This is a genomic window from Limnoraphis robusta BA-68 BA1 (assembly GCF_034932365.1).
GTDB lineage: Bacteria > Cyanobacteriota > Cyanobacteriia > Cyanobacteriales > Microcoleaceae > Capilliphycus > Capilliphycus robustus.
The window spans coordinates 158,009-174,010 of sequence record NZ_JAYGHR010000004.1 but is presented as its reverse complement, the minus strand read 5'-3'; the positions used below and the strand labels follow the sequence as shown (position 1 = coordinate 174,010).

The following is a 16,002-nucleotide window of genomic DNA, read 5'->3' as shown; positions in this document are numbered from 1 at the left end:
GGAGAGGATTTTTTTCCGATGAAAAATAGCTTTTTGTTAATAAAAATTCCCCCCATCTCCCCACCTCCCTACCTCCCCACCTCCCCACAAATCAAGTTTTCGGGTTAGAACGAAACGGCCCTGCCCTTAAAAAGGGGGGTGGGGGGGTGAGGCGAGGGGGAATTAATTCTTAATCTAAAATTACTCCCATCTCCTCGTAGGAGAGGGGCTGGGGGAGAGGTTTTCTAATTTACTTGAAAAGGCGAGGGGGAATTAATTCTTAATCTAAAATTACTCCCCTTTTCTCGTAGGAGAGGGGCTGGGGGAGAGGTTTTCTCATCTCTTCGTAGGAGAGGGGCTGATGGTTTGACGTAACGTTTGATTCACTTCGATTTCCTGGGGAATACAATAGGTGTTTTTAGATATTATTTTCTCATTGTTAATGGTTAAAAGTACCCTTCGCTACAACACACCAGAGACTTCATAAAGGCGTTGCATCAGGGCTAAAATCCGATTTCCATATTGCAAATCCTCTGACCAACGTCCACTTAATTGCAGTACAGAAGGAGCAATTCCTCGGGTAACAAAATTAAATCTCGGGTCGATAACTTCTTGTACCAAAGGTTCGGTACTGGCATAAGCTTTTAAGTGTTGAATATGCGCCCTGACGCCCAATCTTGGCGTCGCAAAACAAGCCGTTTCTGCCGCCCCCGCAAGCGTTCCCAGTCCAGCAAAATTATTTTGAGCCGCTTTCACCTCACCGCCAAATCGCAAAAATTCCGTTTCTAAACACATCTGACAAAAGGCAATATCATAATTAACCCCTTCGATATTGGCTTCTTCTTGATACAAATGAACCAACTCAGGAAATGGATACAGAGCTAGAGGATTTGACGCTTTCAAAAAATAAATTAATTGCACTTCTGTGGCGATTCCATTACCCATAATTAGGTCAATTTTCTCAGCATACACACGGGAAAAAGACCGTAAAACAACTGTCCGATTCGGATTATCCCAAGTCACAGAAATTCCCAAACCTCTCAAGTCAATCGTTCGCAAATAAACAATATTTCGATATCGCACCCGACGCGCCCGAGCCAGTTGAGCTAAATTAATTCCCAGGCGATCCACTAAATCAATAGGAATATAAGAATTTCCCTGAATTAAAATTCCCCCTTCTCCATAAGATTGACCGTTAATTTTAATCCCAATCGAACCATAAACTGTAACATTTGACGGAACGGGAGGAGCCGGAGTAATCTGTTCTTTTTGAATCCAGATGAGTATTCCCTCAGCAATTCCTTTAGCAATATCTCGCCGTCGGGATTGAATTAAAGCTCGATCTTGAGGATTAGTTAAAAAACCAATTTCAATGTATAAAGAAGGAATAGTAATCCACCGACAAAAAATTAAACGCCCTAACCCCGTTTCAGTATCCGGTTTCGTTCCGCGACTGGGAAATTGAGGAACTCGCCGCAATAACGCCATCAAAAGCTGTTGTGCATCCTTTTGACGTTCGACATTGTGAGCAATATAAAAAACCGTGACACCTCGTATACTGGGATTAGATGAGCCACCTGTCTGCAACTCTAACGCCACATCACCCGAACGAGAATAAGAGTTAATCCAGTCAATCGTCTCGGCTTGAGACAAATCATCAGGAACCACGTACACTTGAAAATTAAGCGCTCGCAGTTCAGCCCCCACCAAGTCACGAATTGAAATCATTTCTTGGGCTTCAGTGGTTCCCCCCGCAACGACGCCCGGATCTCGAACACCGTTTTCAAACCCACCATGACCTGCGGATAAAAAGATTCGTCCCATCTTTACAATTTAAGCGTTAGATTTAGCGATTTTGCCATTATGGTTGTACACTGCTTTAATGCCTTTGTCACGCTAGCAGCGACAGATATCCAGGTTTTGGTTGAGTTTTATAGTCAATTATTAGGCATTCAACCTCAGTCTTCTATTCCAGAGATTTATACAGAATTTCAGCTTCCCGGTTTGAAACTCGGGATTTTTCAACCCAAATCTACCCAGGTGAGTGAGTTTATACATCAGGCGAATACAGGAATCAGCCTGTGTTTGGAAGTGATGAATTTAGAAGAGGCGATCGCTATGTTGTCTCACCTGGGATATCCACCACCGGGAGACATTTTAACCGCTTCTCATGGTCGGGAAATATACGCTTATGATCCGATGGGGAATCGTTTAATTTTACATCAGTCTTTTGGCAATCAAAATCGTTGAGCCACAGAAAGCATCAGATCGATCAAGGTGTAGAGCAGTAACTTAGTTGACGATTTATGGTACAACACGGTACTATCTGTAAGATCACATAATAGATCTATGCAACGAGCCTATCATACCAAGTTAAAACTGAACAACAAACAGAAGACTTTAATGGCTCAACACGCTGGATTTTCTAGGTGGGTTTGGAATTGGGCTTTAAATCTCTGGAATGAAGCTTATAAAGAAGGGCTGAAGCCTTCTGCCAACAAGCTGAAAAAGTTCTATACAAATCATGTAAAACCTCACTATCCCTGGATGAAAACTTTGTCTTCTCGAGTTTATCAATTTGCCTTCATGCACTTGGGAGAAGCATTTAGTCGATTTTTTCAGGGCATCGCCGAACATCCTAAGTTCAAGAAAAAAGGTAAAAATGATAGCTTTACTTTAGATAATTGTGGCAAGGTAATGAGGTTTTCGGGTACAAGGCTAAAGCTCCCCTTCATTGGATGGGTATTCACTTATGAACCCCTACCTGAAATCAACACAAAGCGAGTCACAATTAGTCGAGTAGCTGATTCTTGGTATATTTCAGTAGCTTATGAGTTTGAACCAGAACAGACTGTTAAATCAAGAGTTTATCTGGGTGTTGATGTTGGGGTTAAGATCTTAGCTACCTGTTCAGACGGTACGGTTTTTGCAAACCCTAGAGCATACAAAAAGGCTAAGAAAAAATTAGCGCGACTTCAAAGAGAACTCTCGAGAAAACAGAAGGGTTCTAACAACAGGAATAAAGCTAGACTGAAACTCGCAAAAGCATATCAAAGAGTCACAAACATCCGAAAAGATGCAATTCACAAGTTAACCTCATGGCTATGCAAAAACCACGCCGTCATCGGGTTAGAAGACTTGAATGTTTCTGGGATGTTAAAGAATCATAAGTTAGCGGGTGCTATTACTGATTCTGCTCTTTATGAAATTCGCCGCCAAGTTGAGTATAAATCCTCGTGGTACGGCTCAGTTGTAGTTTTTGCTGATAGATTCTATCCGTCAACTAAAACCTGTTCAAGTTGCGGTCACGTTCAAGAAATGCCACTCAAAGAACGGGTTTTCAACTGTCAGGCTTGCGGTGAAGTCAAAGAGCGTGACTATAATGCGAGTCTCAACTTAGAACGTCTCGCCGAAGGCTATTCGGTTTGAGCCTGTGAACCGTGAGAAGTGCCGACACCTCACGCAATCCCAGTTACTGGAAGGAAGCAGGAACGGAACTTTAATACGGGTTGTACCGTGTTATGTCAGTTTTCGATAGCAGGCTGATTAATATTAACACGACGGCGATCACTTGCGTAACGTGAAAACGAGTTTGGGGAGCTATAGCGACTCGCACTAACATCGAGGTAGAAGAACCGACGACATAACTCAGACACAGCACTAAATAAGGCAAATCTCCCGTTAGACTCCAAAATCCCAGCAAAATGATCGCCAGCATTAACATCACCACCTCTACAAATTGAGGCGGATTGTATTGAGTAGACAGTACAAGGGTTTGCCACCAAAATCGCCAAAGTCTCATCGCCAGTCCGCTACGCAAGCTCGTTAAGAATATGATACAAAACTGTGAAGCTTTACTGTTTAGGGTGTAGGGTGTTCGGTGTTGAGTGTTGGGTTTACCCCACACAATCAGGAAAACAGTCCGATTCAATAGAACGATATAATAGAACGAAAACTTACACAAAATTCCCATAGGGGAATCCCTATCCATTTTATTAGCTTACAGTAATGCTAGATGCAATCATTATCATTCTATTCATACTAGCGGGCGCAGGAATGGGCTTCTATGGTATTGAACTGCTTCCTTACAATGTATTGGAGCAAGTCACCAATATCGAGGGACTGCGCTCAGTCACGGCTGCATTCACCGCCCTGATCGGAGGAGTGCTAGGCTTAGTGGTTCAAACCACCTACCGCCGACTCGAAGAGCAAGTCCGACAGATGCCTCTTGACGTACTGCTGACTCGTGCCATTGGCTTAGTCGTGGGGCTGTTGGTGGCTAACCTACTGCTAGCACCCTTATTTCTGTTTCCAATTCCGAGAGAATTTGGTTTTATCAAGCCGTTAGTGGCGGTGTTATTCAGTGTGATGTTAGGGTTTACCGGAGTGAACCTGGCAGATACACATGGACGTGCCTTTTTGCGACTGATCAATCCCAACAGTTTAGAGAGTATGTTGCTGGCTGAAGGAACACTCAAACCAGCTTCCAGCAAAATTCTCGATACAAGTTGTATTATTGACGGTCGAGTAGAAAAGTTATTAGAAACAGGTTTTCTGGAAGGACAAATCTTAGTCCCTGGCTTCATTTTGCAAGAGTTACAACTGGTTGCAGATGCAGCCAACGACCAAAAACGAGCGCGTGGACGCCGAGGATTAGAGATTTTAAATCAAATTCGAGACAACTATCCCGATCGCATTCAAATTCATCCGGCGGACTATGAAGATGTACAAACCGTTGATGCTAAGTTAGTGCGATTAGCTCTAGAAATCAATGCCACATTGCTGACTAACGATTACAACCTCTCTCAAGTGGCAACCGTGCAGCAAATCCCGGTATTAAACATTAACGATTTGACTCAAGCGGTACGCCCTAACTACTTACCCGGAGATAGCATCGACTTAAAAATTCGTAAAGAAGGCAAGGAACCCTCTCAAGGAATTGGCTATCTAGAGGATGGAACGATGGTTGTCGTAGAAGCGGGTAGTGACTATGTTGGCGATCAAGTCAGAGTCATCGTTACCAGTTCTTTACAAACTTCTGCGGGACGGATGATTTTTGCTCGGCCCGAACAATCTGTTATGGCCCAGGGTTGACCGATAGAACCCTATTATGAGCAGAACTCAACGACAAACGACTCAATACACGGCGATCTCGTCTGATCGTCGTTTTTTTTTATGAGATCAAAAATCGCCCAAGCCAGCTTAATATTGTTTTTTGAGCTACACTGTTGCTGAATCAACTCAGCCCAGTCTGAACTTGATCAGATTGCAAATTTTCCAAACCCGATCTTCCAAGGGATCAATTCTCGCTAAGATTTAAAGAAAAGTCGGGATCGCCTGTCGAATAATGAATCCAGAATCCACCTTAAACCAGCTCAAAACGACATTGCCCAACGGTCAACTACCTTCAAGCTTTGGAGTTTACTATAAAAACACCTTAGTGGCACTGTGCCATGCTTTAGAAGACCATATTTTACAAACTTCCAGTCCTGAACCGAACCAACAACCCCTTGTTTTAGTCACCTTTCAAGAGGGAAAGTGGTATCTACAAGAAGCTGAACGCTACTTTGATATTGGTCAATGTTGCCGTCATGTAGCGATCGCCGCTTTACCCGATAGCGGATTTATCAATCATCGTACAGGTCAACTCGACAATGTATCGCTGATTAACTTAGATCCTACCGATGACTTGGTTTGGGAATGGAATCTGATTATTTTAGCTCCGGGCTACACGGCTATGGTTCTGTGTTATGAACTTTCAGACGAAGAATATCTCCCGCACGGGATACCGACGACTGACACCGAACGCAAATTTTACGGATTATGGACGTTTGACAGCAACTCAGTTCGTCAGGCGGCGGAAATTTTAATTCAACGCATCCATCCCTATAACCCAGATTTAGCCAACCGACTCCAACAGCAGCACCAAGAAATTATCGCGACTCCGAGTACAAGCGTTTCTGACTTGAGCGGTGTTGTTTCCCGTATCGTTACTTATCTACAAACCTCTCAACAAGAACTGATCGCCGTCAATCGACAAACCCGAGAACTCCGAGAACTCGAAGATAAAGCCAAACGAGTCAGCCGTAATATTAATGCCAATAAATTACAAGCTTTCCTCAGAATGGTACAACGAGTTGATCAACGAGACAAAGATAACCCCTGTGCTTCCTTACAAGTGTCGGCTTTGTGCGAAACTTTAGGTCAACTCTTAGATTTACCCACTCTTAAGTTACGACGTCTACGCCTAGCGGGATTACTGTATCGCATTGGTTTAGCTTCCGCACCCCCAGAGGTATTTACCCAAACGCCAGAAGAAATGGATGATTCAACCCGTGCTTTTTGGCAAGAACGGGGGGTGATTGGAGCTAGACTGTTAGAAGCGATGCCTGAACTTGCGATCGTTAAAGATATTGTCGCTCATCATTTGGAACATTGGGATGGTAGCGGGAAACCCGATGGTCAGAAAGGTGAAGAAATTAATATCAAAGCGCGAATTTTAGGATTAGTGTCTTATTTTCAAGAATTAACTCAACCTCGGGGAAATCGTCCGGCGTTGAGTTTGTCAGAAGCATTGGAAAAATGTCAACAACTGAGCGGGACTCGCTTTGATCCTGAGTTAGTCGAGTCGCTAACGACAGTGGTTCGGCTGTCAGAAATTGGCTTGATGCAGTTACCTCAACTCCCCACCCAACTCCCGAATGTTTGGTTAGAGGACAACTCACCCTCACATCAGATTAGATCAAATAGTTGAGGTTTGATCTATAAACAAGTTCAGGACTAACCGGAATTTAGAAATTCTCAACTTCTGCGACTTCTGAACTCCTGATTGAACGTTGATTTGAAAAAATTATGAATCTTGATTTAACGGCTATTAGACGGGGAAAACTCAAAGAACTGACTTATGCGTACCTAGCGGGTGCGGACTTATCAGGCGCAGACTTAAGCGATGCAGATTTGTCTCAAGCTAACTTAACGGGTGCGAGTTTAAGCGGTGCCAATTTACAAGGAGCAAACCTTCGGGCTAATTTACGCGGAGCAGACTTAACGGGCGCTAATCTAGTCGGGGCTGATTTGCGAAATGCTGATTTACGGGGTGCAATTTTATTAGATGCCGATGTCCGAGAAGCCAGTTTTGCCGGAGCATTTTTAACCGGGGCCAGTTGTGGGGCGTTGGATCTAACGGGGGTCGATTTGCGAGGGGCTGATTTACGCGGTGTTAGCCTATCTCAAGCTATTTTACAACAAGCAGACCTGAGAAATACCAATCTCTCGGGAGCCGATTTATCACAAGCTGATTTAGAAGAAGCGAACCTGAGTGGTGCAGTTTTACGGGGAACTAACCTAGAACGAGCCAACTTACTTTGTGCCATTGTCGAACAAACTCAATGGTTAGGAACCAATCTCAACGGTGCTTGTTTGGAGGGAACACCCCTAGCCCTGAAACAGAATTAGAGGTGTTTTTAATTGTTATTGAACGGGGCGATAACAAGCAAACTCCATCGTAAATGAAGCCATTCCCGAAGTTAGCGATCGCAGTTGGTTGGAATAACCAAACATTCTGACTAACGGCACTTCGGCTTGAATAATCAAATCACCGAATAAATCGCCCTGAAGCAGTTCGGCATCAACTCAACCCTCAGCTTGGGGAAGATTGTTATTCAATAATGTATCCAAAGAGGAGCAGAAAGAACGTTTTTTAGAACGGATTAATCGCCCTGAAAAGAATTGGAAGTTCTCTGAAAATGATGCGAAAGAGCGCAGATTTTGGGATGACTATATGAGTGTCTATGAGGATATGTTCAATCACACCAGTACAAAATATGCTCCTTGGTACATTATCCCCGCCGATCACAAATGGTTTACTCGTCTAGTTGTGGCGGGCATCATTTACACTCAGTTAAAGGAACTGAATCTCAAATATCCTAAGCTCAGTAAAGAGCAATATCAGGAACTTTTAAATGCGAAGGAAATTCTGGAGAGTCAGAAATAAGGATGAGAATTGGTTGATTTTAGCGATCGCCATATTCCTGTTTTTTCCTCTCCTCAAGTTCTAACCGATTCGTTTCAAGATAAGGCTATCTCAATTATAAGTAATTTTAGGAACTGAATGATAGTATAAAGGTTGCCTAACATTATGTCTTAACATTTGCCGATATGCCTCTAAGTTGGAATGAGATTAAGCAAAGGGCGATCGCCTTTTCTCAGGAATGGGAAAGTGAAACTTCAGAGAGGTCAGAGTCGCAATCATTCTGGAATGACTTTTTTAATGTGTTTGGCATTTCACGGCGGCGGGTGGGGAGTTTTGAGCTACCAATTAAAAAGGCAGACAATAAGCAAGGGTTTATTGATTTGCTGTGGAAGGGGACGATTTTGGTGGAGCATAAGTCTAGGGGTAAGGACTTAGATAAGGCTACACAACAAGCAAAAGATTATTTTCCAAATTTAAAGGAGCATGAATTACCGAAATATATTTTGGTTTCGGATTTTCAGAAATTCAGGCTTTATGATTTAGATACGAACGAAACCAAAGAGTTTGAGCTAAAGGATTTTGTAAATCATGTGCATCTATTCGGCTTTATGGCGGGATATGAAAAACGGGTTTATAAGGATGAAGATCCTGTCAATATTGTGGCGGCGGAATTGATGGGAAAACTGCATGATCGCCTCAAAGAAATTGGCTATATAGGGCATGATCTAGAAGTGTATCTGGTGCGGCTATTGTTCTGTATGTTTGCTGATGATACGGGCATTTTTAATAAGGGGATTTTCTGGGAATATATCGATTTGCATACGAAGGAAGATGGCAGTGATTTGGCGATGCACATTGCTTCAATTTTCCATGTTTTGAATACGCCGAATGAGCGACGCTTAAGGAATTTAGATGAGAATTTGGTGCAGTTTCCCTATGTGAATGGGAAGTTATTTGAGGAGACTGTACAACCTGCGGCGTTTGATAAACAGATGCGTGAAATATTGTTAAAGGCTTGTGCATTTGATTGGGGTAAGATTTCTCCTGCAATTTTTGGGTCGATGTTTCAGGCAGTAATGAATGAGACGGAACGGCGAAATTTAGGGGCGCATTATACTTCTGAGAAGAATATCCAAAAGTTGATTAAGCCGCTTTTCTTAGATGATTTGTATGCTGATTTTGAGAAGGCTAAGGGTACTAAGGGCAAATTAAAAGAGTTACACAAAAAGATTGCAACTTTATATTTCCTTGATCCTGCTTGTGGTTGTGGTAATTTCTTGATTATTACCTATCGGGAATTGCGAGATTTAGAGATTTTGATTTTGTTGGAGTTGAATAAAAATGGGCAATTAGTGACGGATATTAGCTCGATTATTCAAGTCGATGTGGATCAGTTTGCAGGGATTGAATATAATGAGTTTGCGGTGCGGGTGGCTGAGGTGGCGATGTGGTTGATTGATCATCAGATGAATGTGAAGGTGAGTAATGAGTTTGGGCAGTATTTTGTGCGTTTGCCTTTGAAGAAATCCGCGAAGATTGTGCATGGTAATTCGTTGCGAATTGATTGGGGGGCTTTTGTTGCAAAAGAGAAGTTAAATTTTATTTTGGGTAATCCTCCATTTGTCGGTTCTAAAAAGATGAATGAAACACAAAGGAATGATCTTCTTGGTGTATTTAACAATGTCAAAGGTGCTGGGATTATGGATTATGTCTCAGCTTGGTATGTCAAAGCAGTAGAATTCATTCAAAATTCAAATATACAAGTAGCTTTTGTTAGCACAAACTCAATTTCTCAAGGGGAACAGGTTGGAGTTTTATGGGATATTCTTTTTAATCAGTACAAAATAAAAATTCATTTTGCTCATAGAACTTTTAGATGGACAAATGAGGCTAGAGGTAAAAAAGCGGCGGTTTATTGCGTAATTATTGGATTTGCAAACTTTGATATTTTAGAGAAACGTATTTTTGAGTATGAGGATATCAAGGGCGAGCCTCTGGAAATACAGGTAAAAAATATTAACCCTTACTTAGTCAATGGAACAGACACGACAATTCAAAGAAGACGAAAGCCATTATCTAATATCCCATCAATAGGTATTGGCAATAAACCAATTGACGGTGGCAACTATCTATTTACAACGCCAGAAAAAGAAGAATTTATCAAGATAGAACCAAAATCTGCCAAATGGTTTAGAAAATGGGTAGGATCTGATGAATTTATTAATAATCGTGAGAGATGGTGCTTATGGCTTGGAGATTGCCCACCTAATGAATTAAAACAGATGCCAGAAGCCTTAAAGAGGGTTGAAGCAGTTAAAAAAGTAAGATTGAAAAGTAAAAGTATTCCTACTCAGAAACTAGCACAAACTCCAACTCGTTTTCATGTAGAAAATATGCCTTCAACAGACTATTTACTTGTACCAAGTGTCTCATCTGAAAACCGAAAATATATCCCTCTTGGGTTTATGCCGCAAGAAGTTATTACAAGTAATCTATGTTTAATTATTTCTGAAGCCACGCTTTACCATTTTGGCATTCTCACATCTGAAATGCACATGACATGGGTTAGGTATGTCTGTGGACGATTAAAAAGCGATTATCGCTATTCCAAAGACATTGTTTACAACAACTATCCATTCCCGGAAACTGCAACTGACAAACAAAAGCAAAAAGTCGAAACCGCCGCGCAAGCAGTATTAGACACAAGGGCAAAATATTCCGATAGTAGCCTCGCCGAACTTTACGATCCTCTCACCATGCCGCCCGACTTGGTAAAAGCCCATCAAGCCCTAGACAAAGCTGTAGACCTTTGCTATCGTCCCCAGCCCTTCGTTAGCGAACTAAATCGCATTGAGTATTTATTTAGCCTCTATGAAGCACTAAGTGCGCCATTACTCAAAGTCGAGAAAAAAAAGCGAAGTAAGAAAAAAGATAGTTAATAAATTGGATGATGTTCAGAAATAGGAACAACAATCCTTTAGCTGAGACTAACTCATGCTTCTTTCTGATGTCTCTTTCTGCTGGATCAGCATCATTTTTAGTGCTTAACGGAGAGTAACGCACAAACAATTAGCATTCAGTAACGTTTGGGTGCGTTACATTGTATTAACAAACTCTACAACATCGGCGACTTAGGGGAGTAATGTATTGCGATCGCTATTATTGTGAGTCGTGATTTTTAGGCGATCGCCTCAATTATCCATCTATAGCGCTTCGCGGTATGCGATCGCAATATCAATATCCTCCTGTTTGTTGGCGTGCATTCGTTTGAGCGTTCCCGAATCAATGCGAATATAGGTTAATTGACCGATGGGTTCAACCGTCAATTTGAACGCCAAAGCCATATCGGGATCGTCGGGGTTCGCCGCCACAGAAACCGCCGAAGCCGGTTTTCACCTCAACTCCCCCAATGGCTTCGCGATCGACGGGAGAAGGAAGATAGTCCGCGATCGCATCTAAAAGAGTCTGAACGCCATTGAGCTTTGATACTACAAAAATACTACTAATTTGAGATCCCGATTCCAGACTGTCCCCGAAAATGGCCTTTTTGGGGTCTGGTGGCGGGTGAATTGGGGTAAGTGTTTTTTTCAATCAAATCTGCGTAGAAATACTGAGTCTCAACAGCAGTATTCATAGGCTTTTGCTTTACAGTGCTGATCAATTGTTCAACTTGTCCGAGAAATTACTGAGTAATTGCAGCTTAAGGATGTAGCAGTTCACTGGAGAACCTATCAGTAATTCCACTGAAATTTAATTAAGCCATGAGTCAACCCTGAAATAATCAGGGTTTTTTCGTAGATATTATTTTTATTTTTATTCCGTTAAAATACGGAGATTTTGTGTGAAAACTTGTAAAAAATATATCCATATATCCCTCAGTATTTTAACTTTTGGGCTATTTTTTGTACTTTGAGTTTGTCTAAAAGTTCAGTGATATAACCGATGACATAGCCCCAGGCTAACTGCAATAATTTAATTATCAAAGGTAAAAAACAATACTCAAACAAAACCACCCCTTATTTTCAATAAACTTTCAGATCTCCGGACAATCATCAGAACAAAAGTAGAAATAAAAAATCAATTTTGTTTCTTCCGTATCAAGACCTTTAAGGCTAAAAATAAAAATCTAGTTTTCTCAATTTCAACCAATAAAATCCTCAAAATTATCAGAGATTTACGAACCCCAGGAGGTCATCATTATGTTAGCTGCTCAACCCATTACCCGCTCTAATTCAGTAATCAGTCAAGGCGATGTTGCTTTAAATACCGACGAGATTCGTAATACTTTTAACCTCGATGGGAGTGGAATTAAAATAGGGGTAATCTCCGATAGCTACAACTTCTTACAAGACGGAGTAACCGCAGCAGATGATATTAGAAGTGGCGACCTTCCGGGTATGGGAAATCCTGATGGTTATACAACCCCTGTACAAGTTTTAAAAGAAGGGTCTAAAGGTGAAGACGAAGGCCGAGCGATGCTGCAAATCGTTCACGATATCGCGCCTGCATCTGAACTGATGTTTTATGGGGTGTCCAATGAAGTTGAAATGGCACAGGCTATTGATGCCTTAGTCGCAGCCGGAGCTGATATTATTGTTGATGATATGGGCTTTACCAATCAGCCTTTTTTCCAAGATGGAATTGCAGCACAAGCGGTTAATCGAGTTGTAGAACAAGGTGTTGTTTATTTCTCAGCCGCCGGAAACGATGGTCAACGCTCCTATGAGTCCGAATTCAGTAACTCCGGTAACAGCTTCACCCTTGATGGAGTCACTTACAAAGCCCATGATTTCAATGCGGGAGCGGGTGTTGATGTGTTTAACCAGTTTAGTCTGGATGCGGGAGAAAAACTCGGGCCATTAACACTACAATGGGATGAACCCTTCGCCTCTGTCGGTAACGGTAGAGGTGCAACCAGCGATTTAGATATCTTTATCGTCAAAAAAGACTCTCTTAACCTGAGTGCAAATGATGTCGTTGCTTCCAGTACGGATAACAACCTGGGTGCAGACCCCCTCGAAACCATTTCTTTCACCAACAATACCGATAGCAACCAGTTCTATATTTTGATGGGTAAACGGGTAGATTCCACCGAACCGAATCTCATCAAATACATCAACTTTTCCAACGGCGCAGATAACTTCGAGTACGGCCATAATAGTTCTACCGTTTTCGGACATCCCAACGCAGAAGGCGCGATTGCCATTGGGGCGACAAGCTACAACGACACGCCAGAATTTGGCACCAGTATTCCCAAAGCTAAGTCTACCTCTTCTGTCGGTGGAACTCCAATCTTCATCGCAGCAGATGGAACTCCTTTAGACAGTCCTCTGGTTCGCCAAAAACCGAACTTACTGGCTACAGATGGCGTGAATACTACCTTTTTCGGTTCAGACAATTCCTCGGATAGCGATGCGTTCCCCAACTTTAGCGGAACTTCCGCCGCCGCCCCTCACGCTGCTGGAGTTGCTGCTTTGATGCTACAAGCCGCCGGAGGTAAAGATTCTTTAACCCCTGCTGAAGTTCGTAGTATTCTCGAAGAAACAGCCCTGGATGCGGATTTTCCCGGAGTAGATTTCAAAAGCGGTTCTGGTTTAATTCAAGCTTCCGAAGCCGTAGAATTAATTGCGCCTCAGTCTGCGGGAGTCGCGGAAAACGATACTGCCATCACTCGGGTATCTCGCGATGGGAACAATGATTTTCTTGGTACGCTAGAAAATGATATTCTCACAGGCAGCGCCACTTCCGATGTTCTGCTCGGCGCTCAAGGTGATGACCAACTGTTAGGAGAAGCGGGAGATGATGCCCTCTACGGGGGTCAAGGAAATGATATCCTACTCGGACGACAAGGAAACGATCTCTTAAGTGGAAATTTAGGCGATGATGTTCTGATAGGAGGAGAAGGAAATGATCGCTTTGATTTAAGCTTACAAGCAGGTGTCGATGTGATTAAAGACTTTACACCTGGAGAGGATATCATCGGTTTGACGGATGGCTTGACCTTCGCAGATTTAACCCTTGGTTTTGAAAATGGTTCAACGAAAATCGTAGCGCATAACCAAACCCTAGCGATGCTTGATGGGTTGCATTCTCTAACTCACCAAAATTTTGTCTCTATCTAACTGCTCGTGATCATACGGATCTATAATTTCAATCTTGAAAAGGAAATATCTAATCTATTTTTGGGGTGCAGGGAACTGCGCCCTAAATATTGTTTTTCAAGGATAGAATTAATTGTTAGACAAAAGTCGTCTTTAACTTATGATGCAGAAATATTTTAAAAAATCCACTGGGAAGTGGTGTGGATATTCTTGGAGTGTTACTTTGTTTCTGGGTTTGTTTTCAAGCGTCGTTACGGCTTTTCCCTTGAAAGCAGCCGAGAGAATTGATTTTGTCTTTTCAACGGCTCGTGTGTCGGTTCCGGTGAGTTCTTTAGAAACATTTGCTCAAACGGGAGAAATTGATCAGAATCTCAGAACTTATTTTAATTTAGCCAGTGCAACACCCGAAGAAAAAGCCGAGTTTCAGAACGCTTTACTCAGACGAGTAGATGTTAATTCTATCCAGTTATCTCGCGTTTTAGATACAGCGATGGGTGAAGATATTCTCACTCGTCTTGGGCGGTATATTACCCTTCAAGGTGGAGAACATGAACAATCTGCTTTAAAGACAGCCCTGATTAAATCTGCATCTGAGCCGCAAGGATTAACATTATTGAATTTTCTTGATCATCTACCCGCCAATCTACAGATTAATCTTGATCAAATTTTACGGTTAAGAAATACAGTCCAACAAGTCATTGATGCAACTCGTATTTTGAATCAAGAAGTGGCGCGTTTATCGACTGAAGCCCTAACTTTAAATCCCATTGATTTTTCGTCTTTACTTGATCTGCGGAAACCCGGTATCTATGGTGTCAAGGAACCTCAACGGCTGTTTCTTAATGATACTCAACGCAACCGTAAATTTTATGTTGATCTTTATCAACCCCAAATTTGGCGCTCAGGTAAAACGCCTGTTGTTATTATCTCTCATGGCTTGGCTTCTCGACCGGAAGATTTTGCTAAACGGGCTAGACATTTGGCTTCTTATGGTTATGTGGTTGCGGTTCCTCAACATCCGGGTAGCGATTTCCGCCACGCCGAAGACTTATTAGCGGGTCGCCGTCAGGAAGTTTTTGAGTTACAAGAATTTATTGATCGACCTCTAGATATCAGTTATGTTTTGGATGAGTTAGAGCGACTTAATACCAAGGATTTTGAAGGACGACTTCAACTCGATAAAGTTGGAGTTCATGGTCACTCTTTTGGCGGTTATACGGCTTTAGCAGTTGGGGGTGCAACAATAGATTTACAGAATTTGCAGCAAGAATGTCAGAGGGAATTTGGCTTTTTGAATCTCTCTTTATTATTGCAATGTCGCGCTCTTGCTTTACCGAATTTACCGACTCAATTTCGGGATACGAGAGTTCAAGCTGTGATTGGTGCTAATCCGGTGAATCGCAGTATTTTTGGTCAAAAAGGTTTGGCTGCTGTAGAGATTCCTGTTTTATTGGGGTCGGGTCTTTATGATCCAGCGACTCCTGCTATTTTTGAACAGGCTGGTTCTTTTATTTGGTTAAAATCTCCTGAAAAATATTTGGTGATTATTGAAGGACAAGCTCACGTTGATTTTTCACAACTGGATGCGGGAATAACGGATGCGATTAATTCTTTTGAACGGTTAATGCTTCCGACTCCCGAGTTAATTGATAGCTATGCCAATAGTGGAATTGTTGCCTTTTTTGAGGTTTATATTGCTGATAATCCCGATTTTAAAGTTTATCTATCTTCAGCTTATTTTGACTATCTCAGTGGAGAGGAGCCATTTAGAAGCTATTTAATTGATGGTTCTGCGGCTGAATCTTTAGAACAAAAATTGCTCCCTTTAAAACAACAATGGCTCCAACACAGATCCACACAGGAGTGATCCCAGGGCTTAAGCCCACAGGAGCAGGTTTCGGGCAATGGCCTTTTTTTGAACCAGGAGACAGATTTTGTAAATTAGTGTAA

General features: G+C 42.1%; 14 protein-coding genes. 9 read left to right on the top strand and 5 right to left on the bottom strand.

The window, feature by feature from the left end; genetic code table 11:
- Positions 1-441: 441 nt before the first annotated feature.
- Entirely contained in the window at positions 442-1,803 is a 1,362-nt protein-coding gene (tftA, locus tag VB836_RS03810) for a hormogonium tapered terminus morphoprotein TftA (protein ID WP_323218077.1), read from the bottom strand.
- Between the two features lie 39 nt (positions 1,804-1,842).
- Between tftA and VB836_RS03805 the strand changes: the two genes are divergently transcribed.
- Together VB836_RS03805 and VB836_RS03800 are read left to right on the top strand one after the other, a co-directional pair.
- Positions 1,843-2,229 carry a VOC family protein gene (locus VB836_RS03805; RefSeq protein WP_323218075.1) on the top strand — a complete coding sequence of 129 codons (387 nt, stop codon included), beginning with the start codon at positions 1,843-1,845 and terminating at the stop codon, positions 2,227-2,229.
- 99 nt (positions 2,230-2,328) lie between these two features.
- On the top strand, positions 2,329-3,408 hold the full coding sequence (locus tag VB836_RS03800) for an RNA-guided endonuclease InsQ/TnpB family protein (RefSeq protein WP_323218074.1): 1,080 nt from the start codon (positions 2,329-2,331) through the stop codon (positions 3,406-3,408).
- Between the two features lie 70 nt (positions 3,409-3,478).
- Here VB836_RS03800 and VB836_RS03795 read toward each other — a convergent pair whose 3' ends face one another.
- Positions 3,479-3,781 (bottom strand): hypothetical protein, encoded by a 303-nt coding sequence (locus tag VB836_RS03795; protein ID WP_323218073.1) that lies wholly within the window; start codon positions 3,779-3,781, stop codon positions 3,479-3,481.
- Positions 3,782-3,987: 206 nt separating this feature from the next.
- Between VB836_RS03795 and VB836_RS03790 the strand changes: the two genes are divergently transcribed.
- From VB836_RS03790 to VB836_RS03780, 3 genes are all read left to right on the top strand, one after another.
- Positions 3,988-5,073 carry a PIN/TRAM domain-containing protein gene (locus VB836_RS03790; RefSeq protein WP_046276607.1) on the top strand — a complete coding sequence of 362 codons (1,086 nt, stop codon included), beginning with the start codon at positions 3,988-3,990 and terminating at the stop codon, positions 5,071-5,073.
- 253 nt (positions 5,074-5,326) lie between these two features.
- On the top strand, positions 5,327-6,733 hold the full coding sequence (locus VB836_RS03785; protein ID WP_323218071.1) for an HD domain-containing phosphohydrolase: 1,407 nt from the start codon (positions 5,327-5,329) through the stop codon (positions 6,731-6,733).
- A 98-nt stretch (positions 6,734-6,831) separates the two neighbouring features.
- On the top strand, positions 6,832-7,434 hold the full coding sequence (locus VB836_RS03780; RefSeq protein ID WP_323218069.1) for a pentapeptide repeat-containing protein: 603 nt from the start codon (positions 6,832-6,834) through the stop codon (positions 7,432-7,434).
- Between the two features lie 15 nt (positions 7,435-7,449).
- Here the strand turns inward: VB836_RS03780 and VB836_RS03775 are convergent, their stop codons facing one another.
- Positions 7,450-7,572 (bottom strand): hypothetical protein, encoded by a 123-nt coding sequence (locus VB836_RS03775; protein ID WP_323218068.1) that lies wholly within the window; start codon positions 7,570-7,572, stop codon positions 7,450-7,452.
- Positions 7,573-7,633: 61 nt separating this feature from the next.
- Between VB836_RS03775 and VB836_RS03770 the strand changes: the two genes are divergently transcribed.
- Together VB836_RS03770 and VB836_RS03765 are read left to right on the top strand one after the other, a co-directional pair.
- Entirely contained in the window at positions 7,634-7,972 is a 339-nt protein-coding gene (locus VB836_RS03770) for a polyphosphate kinase 2 family protein (RefSeq protein ID WP_323218067.1), read from the top strand.
- A gap of 164 nt (positions 7,973-8,136) precedes the next feature.
- On the top strand, positions 8,137-10,890 hold the full coding sequence (locus tag VB836_RS03765; protein ID WP_323218065.1) for a DNA methyltransferase: 2,754 nt from the start codon (positions 8,137-8,139) through the stop codon (positions 10,888-10,890).
- Between the two features lie 264 nt (positions 10,891-11,154).
- On the opposite strand, the gene VB836_RS03760 is transcribed toward VB836_RS03765, so the two are convergent.
- Together VB836_RS03760 and VB836_RS03755 are read right to left on the bottom strand one after the other, a co-directional pair.
- Positions 11,155-11,295, bottom strand: a complete 141-nt coding sequence (locus VB836_RS03760; protein WP_323218064.1) for a hypothetical protein — start codon at positions 11,293-11,295, stop codon at positions 11,155-11,157.
- Positions 11,267-11,542 (bottom strand): P-loop NTPase family protein, encoded by a 276-nt coding sequence (locus VB836_RS03755; protein WP_323218063.1) that lies wholly within the window; start codon positions 11,540-11,542, stop codon positions 11,267-11,269. The genes VB836_RS03760 and VB836_RS03755 overlap by 29 nt, the downstream gene beginning before the upstream one ends.
- Positions 11,543-12,150: 608 nt before the next feature.
- On the opposite strand from VB836_RS03755, the gene VB836_RS03750 reads away from it, so the two are divergent.
- Both VB836_RS03750 and VB836_RS03745 read left to right on the top strand, forming a co-directional pair.
- Positions 12,151-14,073 (top strand): S8 family serine peptidase, encoded by a 1,923-nt coding sequence (locus VB836_RS03750; RefSeq protein ID WP_323218062.1) that lies wholly within the window; start codon positions 12,151-12,153, stop codon positions 14,071-14,073.
- Positions 14,074-14,212: 139 nt separating this feature from the next.
- A complete protein-coding gene (locus VB836_RS03745; RefSeq protein WP_323218061.1) occupies positions 14,213-15,919 on the top strand; it encodes an alpha/beta hydrolase in 1,707 nt (568 codons plus the stop codon).
- The last annotated feature ends 83 nt before the right edge of the window (positions 15,920-16,002 follow it).